Here is a 17142-nt window from a genome sequence, read left to right on the forward strand (position 1 = left end):
GCAATGATTTTATTCATCGCGTTGTGAATGAAGTTGTGTTTCAGAAATGGCACTGAGTTTTGCTAGATCTAAATCGTTATGCAGTAATTCCACCTGTGGCATCACTTTATTGGCTTTGGCAGAAAAATCTTTAAATCGTTCAATTTTTCCTGCCAAGCCTTGTTGCCCTGCAAAGGCGGTAACCGTGTGGTTGTAATGTCCGCTCACGGTGGCGAGGCTGTTGCCCAGTTTGGCTAGACGCTCTGCCACGAGGCACATTTGATTATAAATCTCCCCCGCTTTTCCGCTGATTTCACGAGCTTCAGCGTTGCCTCGTTCAATTCGCCATAAATTCGCCACGGTGCGTAAAATCGGCATTAAGGTGGTGTGGGAAACCAAAATCACGTTTTTTTCATAGGCATAATTGAACAGATTGTCATCTTGTTTCATTGCTTCAATATAGGCAGGCTCAACGGCGATAAACATCAAGACAAAATTCGGGCTATGCACGCCAATTAAATTGCTGTAATCCTTGCGGGATAAATCATCAATATGATTCTTGATCGCTTTGTGATGCTCACGCAAAAACTGTTGTTGGGCTTGTTCATTGTCGGCACTCACCGCATTTTCATAGGCAACTAACGACATTTTGCTGTCGATAATCAAATGTTTATTATCGGGCAAATACACCACAAAATCAGGGTAATTAGCTTTGCCCTCCGCATTGCGGAAATGCTCTTGTGCCTTGTAATGATCGTTTTCCACCAAGCCTGCTAATTGCAAGGCGCACTCAAGCTGAATTTCGCCCCAGTTGCCGAGGGTTTTCTTTTCCCCTTTTAAGGCAGAGGTAAGATTATTCGCTTCTTGCGACATATTCAGCCCGATTTCGAGGACTTTTTTAATTTCCGCTTCTAAATTGGCATTCCCTTTTAAAGATTCCGAATGAATATCGTTCACCCGTTTTTGGAAGCCCTCAATTTGCTCACGGAACGGCTTCAATAACGCATCGAGGCTGGCTTGATTGGTTTGCTCGAAACGCTGGCTTTTTTCCTCTAAAATACGATTGGCTAAATTTTGAAATTCCACGCTAAGTTGTTGTTTGGTTTTAATAAAATCTTCTTGTTGCTGAGCAAAATGCTTTTCTTTCTCGCTCAAGCTGGTTTTTAGCTCCGTGAGTTGCTGTAAAAGTGCGGTGGATTTTTCGCTTAAATTTGCACATTCTTGCTGTTTTTGGCTGAGTTCTTCGCGGTTGCGGTTGAGCTGGGTTTGCAAGCTATGCACTTGGGCGGTGGCAATACCAAAACGCTCTTTCATTGTGGAAACTTGCGAGGTGGCATCATTATGGCGTGCCTGCTCTTCGTCCAATTCTTGTTGCAAATAGGTGATTTTTTCATCACGCTCCCCAAGCCGCACTTGCAACCCCTCCGCGTTGGTTTCCGCTTTCACTTTATCTTGTTCAAGCTGATTTTTAAGCTGTGAGAGGGTTTCATATTTTTCAAGTAGCTGATTGAAATCATTGATATTTTTATTTAAATCCTGTGCTAATTCTTGTTTATCACGCTGATGTTTTGCACTAACAAAAAACAGCACGAGGCAGACTATCAACAAAAAAATCGCCACATAAAGCCATTGAGATTGGGTTAATTCGATCATTCTTTTTCCTAAAATGCGAGTGATGAAATAATGCTGAAAATTCACACCGCACTTTTGGTTAAATAAAAGTGCGGTGGATTTTTCAGATGAAATTTCTAGCAAACTATAATAAAGTATAGCCTTATTTTAGCATTTTTTAACGCGGTAATTATGTCAAACCCACAACTTTATCTCGCCTCGCAAAGCCCACGCCGTTTGCAACTTTTACAGCAGTTGGGGCTATGCGTTGCCACCTTTAATGCTGATATTGATGAAACGCCGAAAATCGATGAGCTACCTGCGGATTATGTCGCCCGAATGGCTTGTGAAAAAAAACACGCTGCACGTCAGGCACTGCAAAATCAGCCGAATTTTCTACCGCACTTGCCGATTCTTTCCGCAGATACCATTGTGGTGTGCGATCAACAAATTCTCGGCAAACCACAAACCACCTTGCACGCTCAGCAAATGCTGGAGCAACTATCCGCTCGCACGCACCAAGTGCTCACCGCCGTTTGCGTCAGCCTTGAGGAACGCCAAGCAGTGATGGTTCAATCAAGCGATGTAACCTTTAAGCCATTGACATTACAAGAAATTCAAGCCTATATCGCTACGGGCGAGCCAATGGATAAAGCGGGAGCTTATGGCATTCAGGGGCTGGGCGGAATTTTTATTTCGCACATTGAAGGCAGTTTTACGGGCATTATGGGGCTGCCAATTTTTGAAACCGCGACCTTATTGCGTCAAATGGGCGTAACCATTTTGTCATAATAGGAATGGGAAAATGAACAAAAGCCTCTTTCAAGCCAGCAAACACACCGAACATTGCCCGCAATGTGGGGCGGCGTTGCAAATTAAAAAAGGGAAAAAAGGCTTATTTTTAGGCTGCACGGCTTATCCGCAATGCGATTTCATCAAACCCTTGCATCCGCACAGCGAAACCAAAGTGCTGAAAACCCTTGAGCAAGCTTGCCCTCAATGCGGGCATTTTTTGCAATTAAAACAGGGGCAATATGGAATGTTCATCGGTTGTAGCCATTATCCCGATTGCGATTACATCGTACACGAAGAACTTGAGCCAGAGCAGGAACATTTGCCTTGCCCCGCCTGTGGAAAGGGCAAATTAGTGCCTCGCCGTGGGCGACAAGGCAAGGTGTTTTACGGCTGCGATCAATTTCCGAAATGCAAATTTACCCTTGCCAGCCAGCCCTATGCCGTATCTTGCCCAAAATGTGCTTACCCAATTAGTACATTAAAAAAAGAAGAAAAAACCGACCGCACTTTGCATCGTACTTGGTTATGTGCCAACAAGGCTTGTCATCATCAATTTGAAACCGAAAATGAATAACGCACAAAATTTGGCTCAAGTGATTGAGCAATTAAAGCAAAATGAGGTCATCGCCTATCCCACTGAAGCGGTGTTTGGTTTGGGCTGTAATCCGCAGAGTGAAAGTGCGGTGCGAAAATTGCTCGATTTAAAGCAACGCCCGATGCACAAGGGATTGATTTTAATCGCTCCGAGCTTGGATTTTCTATTGCCTTTTATTGATGAACGGGAATTTAGCGAAACCCATTGGCAGCGGCTCACGGCACGTTATGATCGCCCCACCACTTGGGTTGTGCCAGCTCATCGTCATACCCCCGATTTTCTCAAGGGGCAATTTCCCACCATTGCGGTGCGGATTTCCGATCACCCTGCGGTAAAAATATTATGTGAGCAAGCAGGCTTTCCGCTCACTTCAACCAGTGCGAATTTAACCGGCTTGCCCCCTTGTCGTACCGCTTGCGAGGTGAAAGCCCAGTTTGGGCAAGACTTCCCAGCGTTAGAAATGGCGGTGGGTGGGGCGAATAATCCCTCTGAAATACGGGATCTTTTTACACAACAGCTTTTCCGTCAAGGTTAATAAGGATTTTTTATGGATAAATATGCGGTTTGGGGCAACCCCATTGCACAAAGCAAATCCCCACAAATTCATCGCGTTTTCGCTCAGCAAACCCAGCAAAATTTAGACTATGTCGCAATGCTCGGTGATGAGCAACATTTTGAACAGCAACTGCTTGCCTTTTTTGCTGAAGGGGCGAAAGGCTGTAACATCACCGCACCATTTAAAGAACGTGCCTTTCAACTGGCGGATCAACATAGCGAACGTTGTTTGCTCGCTCAGGCGTGCAATACGCTGAAAAAATTGCCTGATGGCACGCTTTACGCAGACAACACCGACGGTGCGGGGCTGGTGAGTGATTTGCAACGGCTCGGCTGGCTTCAGCCTCATCAATCTATTTTGATTTTAGGGGCAGGCGGGGCAACAAAAGGCGTGCTTTTGCCTTTATTACAAGCTCAGCAACAGATCACCGTCGCCAATCGCACCCTAAGCAAAGCCACTGAATTAGCGGAAAAATTTCGTCCTTATAGCGATATTCAAGGGGGCGACATTCAAGGCTGTACCCTCGATGCCATTCCCGTGCAAAAATTTGACCTGATTATTAACGCCACTTCATTAGGCTTGCAAGGCAAAACCGTGGCGATTGATCCTGCCATTTGGCAACAAGCAGGAGCGGCGTACGATATGCTATACAGCAAAGGGGCAGATACGCCATTTATCGCCCTAGCCAAACAAAATGGCGTGCAACACTATAGCGATGGCTTCGGAATGCTCGTGGGGCAAGCGGCTCACGCCTTTTCTTTATGGCGAGGGGTAATGCCTGATGTAGCAGCATTATTAGAAAAATAAGTTCATTGTTTAATCGCAAAATCCTTTCGTTTTTATACAAGGCTGTATCAAGCTGAACGCTGTGTGAAAGTGAAACCACTCAAAGTGCGGTGTGATTTTGCGTTATTTTTCACCCCGCACTTTCATTCCCTTTCTCCTTAAAATTTATCACGAAATAAAAAGTGCGGTCTTTTTTTCTACTAGTTTTTTATATGGTGAGCGGCGGGGATTTTAGCACCATTGTTTATAAAAAAGAGCAAATTAGAATTTAACTCTATTAAAATAAAATTAACCAAAATTAAAAACTATAAAAACTTAAAAACAGCGGTAAAATCACCTTGTTTTTAATATTTTTAACTATTGACTAAAAAGAATATTCCGCTATATTCCTAGCTTTCATTCATTTTTAACGATTCATAGGTGGTAATATGACACAGTCAGCGAAACGTGAAACCTTTTCGGGTAGCCGTGCCTTTATTTTTGCCGCCATTGGTTCTGCGGTGGGATTAGGGAATATCTGGCGTTTTCCTTATACCACTTATGAGAACGGTGGTGGTGCTTTCATTATTCCTTATCTTGTCGCCCTTTTAACGGCGGGGATTCCTTTATTATTTTTAGACTATGCTATCGGACATCGTCATCGTGGCGGTGCGCCGCTGTCTTATCGCCGTTTTAACCGCCATTTCGAAACCTTCGGCTGGTGGCAAGTGATGGTGAATGTAATCATCGGGATTTACTATGCGGTGGTGCTTGGCTGGGCTGCGAGCTACACCTATTTTTCTTTCAATGCCGCTTGGGGCGATAAGCCTATCGACTTTTTCTTACACGATTTCTTAAAAATGGGCGATATTGCTCAAGGGGTCAGCTTTGAATTTGTGGGAATGGTAGTTGGGCCGTTAATCGCCGTGTGGCTAGTAGCACTTGGCGTGCTTGCCCTTGGCGTACAAAAAGGGATTGCCAAAGCCTCCACGATTTTAATGCCGGTGCTATTGGTGATGTTTGTGGTGTTAGTGGTGTCGTCCTTATTCTTACCGGGGGCAGCAAAAGGCTTAGATGCGTTATTTACGCCAAACTGGTCGAAATTATCTGACCCGAGTGTGTGGATCGCCGCATATGGGCAGATTTTCTTCTCCCTCTCCATTTGTTTCGGCATTATGATCACCTATGCGTCTTACCTGAAAAAAGACTCCGATTTAACGGGTAATGGCTTAGTCGTTGGCTTTGCGAACAGTAGTTTTGAATTGCTCGCAGGCATTGGTGTATTCGCCGCACTTGGCTTTATGGCAACCGCCTCAGGGCAAGAAGTGAGTGAAGTCGCTAAAGGCGGAATTGGCTTGGCGTTCTTCGCATTCCCAACCATCATAAATAAAGCCCCATTCGGCGAAGTGCTAGGCGTATTATTCTTCGCTTCCCTCACCTTTGCGGCATTAACCTCCTTTATTTCAGTGATCGAAGTGATTATTTCTGCGGTACAAGACAAATTACGCATTCGTCGCACAAAAGTTACAGTTATCGTAGGCTTGCCTATGATGTTGGTTTCTGTGATTTTATTCGGTACAACCACAGGCTTGCCGATGCTTGATGTATTGGATAAATTCGTGAACTATTTCGGTATTGTAGCAGTGGCATTTGTGTCTTTAGTCGCGATTGTAACGAACGAAAAACTCAGCACCTTGGAAAGCCATTTAAACGCAACCTCGTCTTTCAAAGTAGGCTTTTTATGGCGTTTATGTATCGTGCTAACCACAGGGATTCTCGCCTTTATGTTGTTAAGCGAAGGGGCAAAAGTGTTCACCGAAGGCTACGAGGGCTATCCATCTTGGTTCGTGAATATTTTTGGTTGGGGTATGGCTGTTGGGCTGGTTGTGGTTTCTTTCTTACTCTCACGCCTCAAATGGAAACACGAAGAATTATTTAGCCTAAATGATCAAACAAAAGAGGATTAATCAAATGAGTACCAGTGCAATTATTATGATGACCGTCGCGTTGGTTATTATTTGGGGCGGATTAATTTACGCAATCAAAGCCCTACCAAAAGAAAAAAACTAGTCGGAAAAAAGACCGCACTTTTAATTAAATAGAAACAGCCACGAATGTGTGGCTGTTTTTGTTTCAAAGTGCGGTACTTTTTACTTCACATTTTCCAAACTAATAACCACACAAAAATTATATCTATTAAATCTATAGAATATACCAATGAAATTTGTTGATTTCTATCAATATTCCTTTCTTAATAATTGTTAATACTGTGCGAGATGTTTCCTAACTTACTATTCTATAAAGGAGAATCTTATGAAACCTCAATCGTGGTTATTTACATTTATTGGCGCAAGTGTCGCCGCTTACCTAGGGACGGTGGCATATATCCACCACTTTGATAAACAAGAAACACAACGCCGTTTGCAAGAAAGCCAAATTACTGATCCGCAGCAACGTGCCGTTGAAACCGTGCTATATAATAATGGCTGTCAATATTGCCATAGTAATAATGCGAATATGCCATTTTATGCCAAATTGCCTATCGCTAGTAGTTTAATGGAAAAAGATATTCAGCAAGGACAAGCTCATTTTTTGCTGGATAATATCACGGATTATCTCAACCAACCGCAACGCATTTCCGCAGCAGATTTAGCGAAACTTGAAAGTGTTATTCAAAATAACGAAATGCCTATTCATTCTTTCAAAATGGTACATTGGGGATCAGGTTTAAACGAGCAAGAGAAAGCAACCTTGCTTGATTGGATTCATAAAGTTCGCCAAGAATATCAACTTCCTGCAAACACCTCTGGCACATCGGCTGAACGTTTTGTACAACCTGTGCCACAAAGTTTGCCAGTTAATCCTGCCAAGGTTGATTTAGGTAACACGCTTTATCACAGCACTGCATTATCAGGCGATGGCACTATTGCTTGTGCCAGCTGCCACGGTTTGAACACAGGCGGTGTGGATAATCTTGCCACTTCGACTGGAATTAAAGGGCAGAAAGGAGGCATTAATGCGCCGACTGTCTATAACGCTGCTTTCAACTTTGCTCAATTCTGGGACGGCCGTGCTGCCAACCTAGCAGAACAAGCCGGTGGGCCACCGTTAAACCCTGTAGAAATGGGAGCAGAAAATTGGCAACAAATTGTTGATAATCTCAATAAAGATGACGCACTTAAACAAGCCTTTGAAAAAATCTATCCAGAAGGTTTTAATGAAAAAACTATTACAGATGCCATTGCTGAATTTGAGAAAACCTTAATTACCCCAAATAGTCCTTTCGATCGCTATTTGCAAGGTGATGAAAATGCCTTAACTGCAGCACAGAAAAATGGTTATGCGTTATTCCATCAATATAAATGCGATACTTGTCATACAGGGGTAAATTTAGGTGGGCAATCCTATGAATTAATGGGGTTAAAAGCCGACTATTTTGCCGACAGAAACAAGCCATTAACCGAAGCAGATGATGGACGTTTCTCGCAAACTCAAAATCCTTATGACAAACACCGTTTTAAAGTCCCAACTTTGCGTAATATTACACTTACCGCTCCATACTTCCATGATGCAAATGCTCAAGATTTAACGCAGGCGGTGGAAATGATGTTGAAATACCAAAGTGGCGTAACATTACCAAAAACACAAGTTAATGATATTGTTGAATTTTTATATAGTTTAACGGGAGAATATCAAAGTAAACCTTTAACAAATGAAAATATACAACAATCTCATTCAACAAAATAACGCTTGTTGTTGAAATATAAACGAGATGTAGCTAGATGCTAGTAAAAAACATTTAGCCGTAGATAATACAATATCATTAACACGAAAGATAAAAATGGGCATATCGCCCATTTTTTCTATCGTTTAAAGGCAAAACGTTGAGCCAAAAAATAACTATAACTTATGACAATCGCCCATTCTCAATTTTAAGCACCTTATCACAAATCGCCATTGTGGACGCTCGGTGGCTGACGAGGATAATCAATTTTTCCGCTTTGACCTTTAATAAGGCTTGTAAAATCATTGCTTCATTTAGGCTGTCTAAATTGCTGGTGGGTTCATCAAGCAGAATGATTGGGGCGTTGTGCAAGAATGCCCGTGCGATGCCGATGCGTTGTTTTTCGCCGTCGGATAAACTGCTCCCAAGCTCTGAAACCTTGGTGTCATAACCTTGTGGCAGGCTCATAATGAAATCGTGAATAGCCGCTTTTTTCGCCGCTTCGATCACGTCTTCACGGCTAGCATTTCGCTTTGCCATTTGAATATTTTCACCAATACTTTGATTGAAAATATAGGTTTGCTGTGTGATGTAAGCGATATTTTGCCGCAAGGTTTGGGTGTTAAGTGCGGTCAGATTTTCGCCATTAATTTCAATTTTCCCTTGCTGTGGATCGTAAAAACGCATTATCAATTTGAGTAAGGTGCTTTTTCCGCTGCCACTACGCCCGTGAATGCCTAAAATTTCCCCTTTGTTTAGACTAAATTGAATAGCGGATAAAATCATTTCATCGCCATAGCTAAAATGCAGGTCTTCGCCAGATAAACGCTCAATTTGAGCGAGATTTTTCCCCTTATTCACCTCTTGCAACTCGGGTTCTTCGGCGAGCAAACCTAGCACACGTTCACCGCTGGCTAAGGTTTGTAGTAGATTATTGGAAAGATTACTGAGTGCAATCACAGGCCCATAACTCGACATCAATAAAATCACTGCGATCAATAAACCATAAAAATCAATGTGTTGCGTGGCATACAGTGCAAGCCCCACAAATAGCATTGCGATATTAAAAAGCGAAACGGCGATTTCGCTGTAACGCCGCACCTGACTTTCTTGCTGTTTCAATTGCCAAAAAGCCTGATCGATATTTTGGCTACGTTGGTGAATGGCAGCGAGGCGGGCTTCCGCCTGATTAAAGAGCTGGATTTCTTTCATTCCTCGCAGACTATCGAGAAAATAATCATTCATCTCCCCTACTAACTGGCGATATTGCCGTCCCTCTTCGCGTGCCATTTTGGTGGTGAAAACGGGCAGCAGAAAGCCGATGGTGAAATAAGCCAGCAGAGCAACGCCCATTAACCATAGAGAAATATGTGCAAACACGCCTAACAAAATGGCAGAGGTGATGATCGCAATCATTATCGGGGCGATGGTGTGAGCATAAAAAACCTCTAATAATTCAATATCATTGGTTACTAACGAAAGCAGTTGCCCCGCTTGCTTGCCTTGCAATTTCACAAATGCCAATTTTCGTAAGGCGGTGAACACCTTGTCCCGCAACAAGGCGAGCAGTTTGAAGGCGATATAATGCCCTGACATTTGTTCTAAGTAACGCAAAATGCCACGAGCCAGTGCCAAAATAAAAAGTGCGGTCAAAATTTGGCTTAAATTGAGATGCGTGCTAAAGCCGATTAAATTCGCCAGCCCCATTGCCCCCAACACCATAATGAAAATGGCAGCCAAAAAGCCCAATACGCCCGTGATAATGGTAAAACTCATCAAATGGGCTAAAGGCATTACCAATTTCAGCAACTGCCACATTATCACAACGCCATTTTTACCCATTGATCGCCCCCTTGCTCACCGCATCTAATTGTTTTTGCTGATTAAACATTCGGCTATACGCCCCTTGTTTCGCCATTAATTGGCGATGCGTGCCTTGTTCGATAAGATTGCCTTGTTGCAGAACGTAAATCTGATCGGCGTTAATGGCATTGGCTAAACGATGAGAGATCATAATGATCGTTTTTTCTGCTTTTAAACGCTGAATGAGTTGCAAAATGATTTCCTCACTTTCCACATCAATATTGCTGGTAGCCTCATCAAAAATATAACAATCCGCCTGATGTAATAAGGCTCTAGCAAGGGCTAAACGCTGAATTTGCCCACCAGAGAGGTTGCTCCCTCGACTTAATAATGGCATTTCAAGCCCTCCATTTTGCCGCACAAACTCCGCCAAATTCACTTGTTGCAGGCATTGATACATTTCTTCATCAGTGGCATTTTCCTTCGCCATTTGCAAATTTTCGCGTAGCGTGCCTTTGAAAATATAGCTACTGTGGCTAACAAGGCTAATGCGTTGATAGCGTGAGGCTCGGCTCAGCTCGGCGATATTTTTCTGATTAAAGCAAATTTCGCCCTGTTGCGGGGCATAAAAACCCATTAACAATGCCACCAGCGTAGATTTTCCACAGCCACTTTCGCCGACAAAAACGCTGAGCTGATTGGCTGGAATGGTTAAACTAAGTTGTTGAAAAATAGGCTTTTCTGGCTGGTAAGCAAAATCAAGCTGTTTGATTTCCACTTCAAGCGGATTTTTATCGCAAAAATCCACCGCACTTTGCGGTTGCTCAACGGGGGTATCAAGCAGAGCGAAGATTTTATCTGACGCGGCTTTGCCATTCATCGCAACGTGGAAAAACGATCCCAACAAACGCAGGGGGATAAAAAATTCGGCAGAAAGCAGAATAAATAACACCACGCCAAACACCGTCAAATGCCCCGCTTGAAATTGCAACAACGCAGTGAAAATTCCGAGAGCCGCCCCGCCGTAAGCCAATAAATCCATAATCGACACAGAGTTAAGCTGCATTGTCAGCACTTTCATTGTGATATGGCGGAAATGTTCGGCTTCTTGTGCCATTTGCTTGGCTTTGTAGTCATCATCTTGATAAATTTTTAGCGTAATCAAGCCCTGCAAATTGTCTAAAAAACTGCTCCCCAGCCCCACATAAACCGCCCAATATTTATGCAATAAGCGTTTTGCGATTTTATTCACCACGATAATCGAAATGGGAATGAGTGGCACGCAAAGCAATAAAATCAAGGCGGTCAGCACATTAAAACAGAGCAATACCGCAAAGAGGGTGAGGGGGGCAAGTAAGCTGTAAAAAAGCTGTGGTAAATAGCGTCCGAAATAAATTTCCAGTTGCTCAACGCCCTCAGAAGCGATTTGAATGACGGAAGAGGTGGATTGCTGCTGAACTTGGTTAAGCGGCATTGATACCAATTTTTGATAAATCAGCGTTCTAAGCTGGTGTTTAACTTTGACACTCGCCTGATAAGACGCAGCTACCGCCCGCTTTCCTGCAATCACACGCAACAGCAACGCTAGCAAAAAAACGATGAAAAAAAGCACCGCACTTTTCAAATCTAGCTTTTGTTGCCACGCCCATTGTAAGCACAGAGCAAAAGCGGCAGCACTAATAATCCCGCCTATTAACGCCAGCCAATTCCACCACACCGTGATTGCAATCCATTTTTTGCTGTCTGTCACGGTGTGAATCAGTCGTTTATCAATCATCATAATGTTGATTTCCTTATCGCATCGCGTTTAAAAACGCATTTCGATTGAGGCACTATAATTCCGCCCTGGTGCATAGAAACGTTCCAGCCCTAAGCCATTGCGATCAACACTGTTGGTTGTACTGTTGGCATTAATGCCGCGTAATGCGTCCCAAGTGTGGTAGCGGCGGTTAAATAAATTATAAACCCCAGCCCGCAAGGTGATATTTGGCTTAATTTTATAGTAGCCAAAGAGGTCAAAAATATAGGCGGATTTGTTCAAATATTTATAGGTTTCTATATCTTGGTATATAATTTCTTTTGCACACATTTCTTTATCGTACCAATAATCATATTCCCAATGAATACAACGGGTTTTATTTTCAAAAACTTTCGCGTCTTTCGCTTTTTTGGCAGCGAGATAAGTCAGGCGGCTGAAAATGCCCCATTTTCCTTGCGGATCTTCATAATCTAACCCCAACACCACTTTCATTGGTTGAATGGATAATAAGCTGGCATTAATAGCTTGCCTTTGCTATAACCTAGTGCTGCCATAAATTTTATGCCCTCAGGCACGGGAAGCACTTGGTTTACATTGAGCAGTGCTTTAATTTCAATACCGTGAATTTTGGCATTATCCACATTCACCATTTGTTGCATTGGGGTTTGGAATGTTCGCCCGTATTGAGTTTGTTCAATCAGGCTTTCTTGTTCAAACAAAAAATCACGATAGCGGCTTTGGTAAAGGTGAAATAGCGTTCGGTTGCCGTCGGTAAACGATAGCCCGAGCTGAGTAAATAGCCCAATGTCCAGTTTTCTGTCGCTTGAATGTCAATGCCTGCCAGCCCGCTCCAATTAATAAAGCGGCTTTTTGTGGGTATACCCTCAGCCAAACACGCCGCACTGCAAGGGGCATTTAAGGATTGAGGCTGATATTTAGTGTAATCATAACCCAAAGCGAGATGGGTGGTGATTTTAGGTTGCCATTGGTGAATTTCGGGTAGCCATACAATGTCATCTTTTAATGCAAGGCTGTATTGCGTAGTTTTAACGGGATATTGAATGGTGTATTGAATATCCCGACGAGAATTTGAAAAAATATAGGTATCAAGGTTGTCATTTTTAAATTGACGCTCACTCGCCGCCATTTTAATGCCGAATGTATGGCTTCCGCCGATGATCTTAAACGTGTTCAACGGCTCGCTTTCCGCATAAAATGAAAGCCGTTTAAAGGTGGTTTTCATTCGGCGATCGAACATTTCATCAAGCTCTTTTTCACCTGTGAACCAATTTCGCCCGCCTTTATAATTCACTGCTGCAAGATCGGTTTTTTGATAATCAAAATCTAACTGGGTAAAGGCTAAATAGTCTGATTGTGGCGTATAGCGATAATAAACATTGGCATTGAGGCGTTTATTTTGATCGTCCGCTTCACGCCAAGCACTTGATAAAAGATTGTAGCTCCGTTCATCAGTATAGCGATGTCCCTGCTGACCATTGAGATTAAAGCCGATTTTATGCTGATCATTAAATTGAATGCCTAATTTGGCTAAATAGCTATGAAAGCGATGGGAAGATGGATCGGGCTGTTGGCTGCTCGATCCGCTGATGTTCTCCCCACGTCCATTACTTTTCAGTTCGTGTCCCGTTCTTTGCGAATAAAGCAAAAGTGCCTCCACCTTTTCGCCCACATAACCCAGCCCAGAGGTTCGCACCCATTCGCGGTTTTTACTCGCATATCCCGTACGCAGTAACACACCAAAACGATTGCCATCAAAAACCAGATCGTAGGGTTCTAAGGTTTGGTAATTCACCGTTCCCCCTAACGCCCCACTGCCCGAATGTACGCTATCCGCCCCTTTTACAATATCAATCGTCCGCACTAGCTCCGTATCAATGCTTAATCGAGAAGGGTTAAAATTGCCATATCTGCCATACAGCGTGTTTTCTTCGCTGTCAGGCAAATTCACCCCATCAATACTCATTCCGACACGATTTCCCTCCACCCCACGCAAAGAAAATCCCTTCAAAAAACGCCCATTGTCCGCTACGCCCACGTCTGTGCTATAACGCACTAAATCTTTCGTATCCCTAATAAGTTCAGTTTGAATGACAGTTTGATTTTTTCTTTCAATGGTGGGTGAATGACTTTCTGTTTGCTGTCCCTGCACTAAAATTTCATCAAGCTGCTCAGCCAAAACAGGGCAAACATAGGCGAAACAGAGTAATAAAAATGGAGTTTGATAACGCATTGATAATTCTCCTAATTAAAAAGAGTGATGAATACAGAAAGTATAGAACAAAACAACGCAAATAGAAACTATTATCATTAAATATTTTATTTTTGCTCAAATGATCTGCCCCCAAAAAGTTAGACTATATTCTAATTTCATTCAAGGACTGAGTTCTGTATTCCACAGGGCTTAGTCCTTTGAGCTTCACTTGAATACGCTCATTGTTGTAGTAATGAATGTACTCGTGAATCACTTTTTCAAGCTGTTCAAAGGTTTCAAACCGCTTGCCAAAGTAACATTCCGTCTTCAATCGCCCGAAAAAGCTTTCCATCGCACCATTATCAAGGCAATTGCCTTTTCTCGACATACTTTGCGTAATACCGTGTTTTTTCAATATCTCTCGATAACCCATCATTTGATACTGCCACCCTTGGTCGGAATGCAGTATCGGTTTTTCCCCCGCTAATCGGTTCACCGCCTGGGTCAACATTCTGGTTATCTGCTCAAAATTCGGACTTCTCGCCACATCATAAGCAATAATTTCGTTATTAAACAAGTCTTTAATCGGCGATAAATACACTTTGCCTTCCGCACATTTGAACTCGGTGATATCCGTTACCCACTTCTCATTCGGCATCGTTGCCGTAAAATCCCGTTGCAACAGATTATCGGCAATGTGTCCCACTTTGCCTTGGTAAGAACGATATTTTTTCTGCTTACTTTTTCCTTTTAACCCCAAACGTTGCATTATCGCTTGCACCCTTTTGTGGTTGATAATCAAGTATTTCCTTAATTCCAAGGTAATTCGACGATAACCATAATTTTCGTCATTTTTGCGATAAATTTCCTCTATTTTCTGTGAAATCGCTACATTTTTATCCGACTTTGGCTTGAGATGATAAAAGAACGAACTGCGTGCCAATCCGATTAGTCTGAGTAACAATTCCAACGGGAAACGCGAGCGTAAGGCATTTACGATGACGGCTTTTTCTGCATTTTTTGTTGGTTGAGTTCCTGCAACTTTTTTAGCATTGCATTCTCCGCTTCTAATTCCAAAATTCGGTAACGCAAGCGTTCTTCTTCTGTTTTGGGCGTTGGTGGCATTTTAGGTGAGTTGAGTTTCATACTTGGACGACCTTTAGGTTTGAGTAATAACCCATCTATACCTTGTTTTTCAAAGCGTTGCAACCATTGACTAATTATCCCTGAACTGGGGATATCAAAGCGAAAGCAGGCGGCTTCAGCGGAGCACTGGCCTTTTTTGATAGCTTGAATAACCTTTAATTTAAACTCAACAGAATAACATCGTTTTTTACCTAATACAGCTAATCCATTGATTCCATTATGATTAAATTTTGCAATCCAACGTGCTAACGTGCTTTGGGGAAGCTGAAAATACTGGCGAGTAAGCGAACGGTTTTTTCCATTTTGATGATAAAAGTCGAGCACTTGTTGTTTGAAACGTTGAGTATATTTAGTCATAAAAAATCTGCACCTTAATCAGTTGGTTATTTAGTCCAACTTTTGGGGTGCAGATCAAAACAGAAATTTTTGTAATATTTGCTTGCTTGCTTTTTTTATTTTATAATGAACAACCTTTTTAAATCTATCCTTTTTATAATTTGAATATTCAGATATACAGGCACTTATGAATAAGTTTATTATTATTGGACATCATTCTTCTCATTTTTTGAATGTTGAGCGGCTACTTCAACAACATGGATTGGATCCTGCTAATAAATCAAAACGAGAGCAACTTACTCCAGTAGAAATTACAGAAATTTTACGAAAAGTATGTTCGCAACAAGAAAATACATCGGCGACTATTTTCCCAGAAACAATTATTAATAAATCTCAGATTGCTATCAAAGGTAATAAAAACAAAAGAAGAAAGAAACAGAAGATTATCTCTGTAATGCCTGTAACTGGTTCAAATAATCAACTAAAAATTAATCCAATATGGAATGGATTATTTCTAGACTTAATGCTATCCAACTTAGAGCAAGATATGTGGGGATGGGCAGATTCTAATGCGATAGAAGTTTTAAATTACTGGGCAGAATTAGATCCTGAGATTAAATTTATTTTTGTTTATGATCACCCAAGTAATATCTTCTTACATTCTAACGTAGAGCAAGCATTATCTTTAAGTGCTAACGAGATAGATAATAAATTACAGCAGTGGCAACAATATAACCAAAAAATGTTGACCTTATTTAATCAATATAAATCACGTAGTGTACTTCTTTGTGGGCAACAAATGCTTGATGAAGTTAATAGTGCTGTAGAGAAAGTAGCAAATACATTATCAGCTCCTTTATCTTTAGAACAGCAGTGTGATGTTATGGATGTTGAAGATGATACTGAACAAGGGCAGAACTCAACATTAGAAAAATTTGTAGTAAATAATATCCTTCAAGGCTATAAAGAAGTTGCTAATATTTATGAGGAATTACAAAATAACGCTACCTTACCTTACCTTACCTTACCTTACCTTACCTTACCTTACCTTACTCTTGAAGGGCAAAATTCAGCAGTGTTAAGTGCTTGGAAAGATCTGATTAAACAAAAATCTGATTTAGAGAGCCAAAAATATACCATCAAAAAGAATCAAGATCGAATAGCTGAATTAACTTCTTCAACAACAGAATTGTCTGAGAGATTAAATACAGCACAAAATTCATTTTCATCACAAAAAGCAAATCTAGAACTCAAAAATCATCAATTACAAGACGATTTAGATCATAGCAGAAAAAATAGTCAAGAACTTTCTAGACAGCTAGGAAATATACAAGAACAAACCACTAGAATTATAACTGAAAAAGAAAAGATTGCTAAGGAATTGCAACAAATAAAAGAGAAAAATCATTTATTACAAAAAGAATTATCTGAGGAGAATAAAGAACTTTTAGAACAGGTGCATATCTTGCAACAAGAGTTAGAGCACTATTTTGAAGAAAATCAAAAATTAAAACAAAAGCCATTATTATTCGGAGCACCTGAACGTGTCAAGCAACAACTGAATTATCAGCTTGGTGCAAAAATGATTAAGAATAGTCGTAGTTTATCAGGTTGGCTAAAAATGCCGTTTTCACTGTCTCATATTCAACGTGAATATAAAATACATAAAAAATATAACCAACAGCAGAAAACTTTACCTAGATTAGAAGAATATCAAGATTATCTTCAATCAGAGAAAGTGAAACGTCATCTTTCTTATCAATTAGGTGAGCTTTATTTAAAAAACAATATATTAGTTTTTTTATGTAAGCTACCTAAATTGGTTAAGGAATTTAGAAAAAATAAAAAAGATGATTAGGAA

Annotated in this window: 12 protein-coding genes and 1 pseudogene; 8 read left to right on the forward strand and 5 right to left on the reverse strand. The window is 41.4% G+C overall.

Annotated elements, in window-relative coordinates; genetic code table 11:
* Positions 1-9 precede the first annotated feature (9 nt).
* Complete coding sequence (locus DXZ23_RS02170) at positions 10-1632, reverse strand: DNA recombination protein RmuC (protein ID WP_017806752.1); 1623 nt, start codon at positions 1630-1632, stop codon at positions 10-12.
* A gap of 150 nt (positions 1633-1782) precedes the next feature.
* Between DXZ23_RS02170 and DXZ23_RS02175 the strand changes: the two genes are divergently transcribed.
* From DXZ23_RS02175 to DXZ23_RS02205, 7 genes are all read left to right on the forward strand, one after another.
* Positions 1783-2382 carry a Maf family protein gene (locus DXZ23_RS02175; protein WP_017806751.1) on the forward strand — a complete coding sequence of 200 codons (600 nt, stop codon included), beginning with the start codon at positions 1783-1785 and terminating at the stop codon, positions 2380-2382.
* 13 nt (positions 2383-2395) lie between these two features.
* On the forward strand, positions 2396-2959 hold the full coding sequence (locus DXZ23_RS02180; protein ID WP_017806750.1) for a DNA topoisomerase family protein: 564 nt from the start codon (positions 2396-2398) through the stop codon (positions 2957-2959).
* Positions 2952-3515, forward strand: coding sequence for an L-threonylcarbamoyladenylate synthase type 1 TsaC (gene tsaC / locus DXZ23_RS02185; RefSeq protein WP_017806749.1), 564 nt, complete (start codon positions 2952-2954; stop codon positions 3513-3515). The genes DXZ23_RS02180 and tsaC overlap by 8 nt, the downstream gene beginning before the upstream one ends.
* Positions 3516-3527: 12 nt before the next feature.
* Complete coding sequence (gene aroE, locus DXZ23_RS02190) at positions 3528-4343, forward strand: shikimate dehydrogenase (RefSeq protein WP_017806748.1); 816 nt, start codon at positions 3528-3530, stop codon at positions 4341-4343.
* A 407-nt stretch (positions 4344-4750) separates the two neighbouring features.
* Positions 4751-6268, forward strand: a complete 1518-nt coding sequence (locus DXZ23_RS02195) for a sodium-dependent transporter (protein WP_017806747.1) — start codon at positions 4751-4753, stop codon at positions 6266-6268.
* 4 nt (positions 6269-6272) lie between these two features.
* A complete protein-coding gene (locus DXZ23_RS02200) occupies positions 6273-6371 on the forward strand; it encodes a methionine/alanine import family NSS transporter small subunit (protein WP_017806746.1) in 99 nt (32 codons plus the stop codon).
* 243 nt (positions 6372-6614) lie between these two features.
* Complete coding sequence (locus DXZ23_RS02205; protein WP_017806745.1) at positions 6615-8048, forward strand: cytochrome-c peroxidase; 1434 nt, start codon at positions 6615-6617, stop codon at positions 8046-8048.
* A gap of 160 nt (positions 8049-8208) precedes the next feature.
* On the opposite strand, the gene DXZ23_RS02210 is transcribed toward DXZ23_RS02205, so the two are convergent.
* From DXZ23_RS02210 to DXZ23_RS02225, 4 genes and pseudogenes are all read right to left on the reverse strand, one after another.
* Positions 8209-9867 (reverse strand): amino acid ABC transporter ATP-binding/permease protein, encoded by a 1659-nt coding sequence (locus DXZ23_RS02210; RefSeq protein ID WP_017806744.1) that lies wholly within the window; start codon positions 9865-9867, stop codon positions 8209-8211.
* On the reverse strand, positions 9860-11608 hold the full coding sequence (locus DXZ23_RS02215) for an ABC transporter ATP-binding protein/permease (protein ID WP_017806743.1): 1749 nt from the start codon (positions 11606-11608) through the stop codon (positions 9860-9862). The genes DXZ23_RS02210 and DXZ23_RS02215 overlap by 8 nt, the downstream gene beginning before the upstream one ends.
* Positions 11609-11635: 27 nt before the next feature.
* A pseudogene (locus DXZ23_RS02220) lies at positions 11636-13838 on the reverse strand (TonB-dependent receptor domain-containing protein).
* A 124-nt stretch (positions 13839-13962) separates the two neighbouring features.
* A protein-coding gene (locus tag DXZ23_RS02225; protein WP_114995395.1) for an IS3 family transposase occupies positions 13963-15302 on the reverse strand; the annotation gives its coding sequence in 2 pieces (ribosomal slippage) (positions 13963-14852 and positions 14852-15302; 1341 coding nt in all).
* A gap of 166 nt (positions 15303-15468) precedes the next feature.
* Here DXZ23_RS02225 and DXZ23_RS02230 point away from each other — a divergent pair.
* A complete protein-coding gene (locus tag DXZ23_RS02230) occupies positions 15469-17139 on the forward strand; it encodes a DUF8374 domain-containing protein (RefSeq protein WP_021723645.1) in 1671 nt (556 codons plus the stop codon).
* Positions 17140-17142: the final 3 nt, after the last annotated feature.

The sequence above is a fragment of the Avibacterium paragallinarum genome (genome assembly GCF_900450705.1).
Lineage (GTDB): Bacteria > Pseudomonadota > Gammaproteobacteria > Enterobacterales > Pasteurellaceae > Avibacterium > Avibacterium paragallinarum.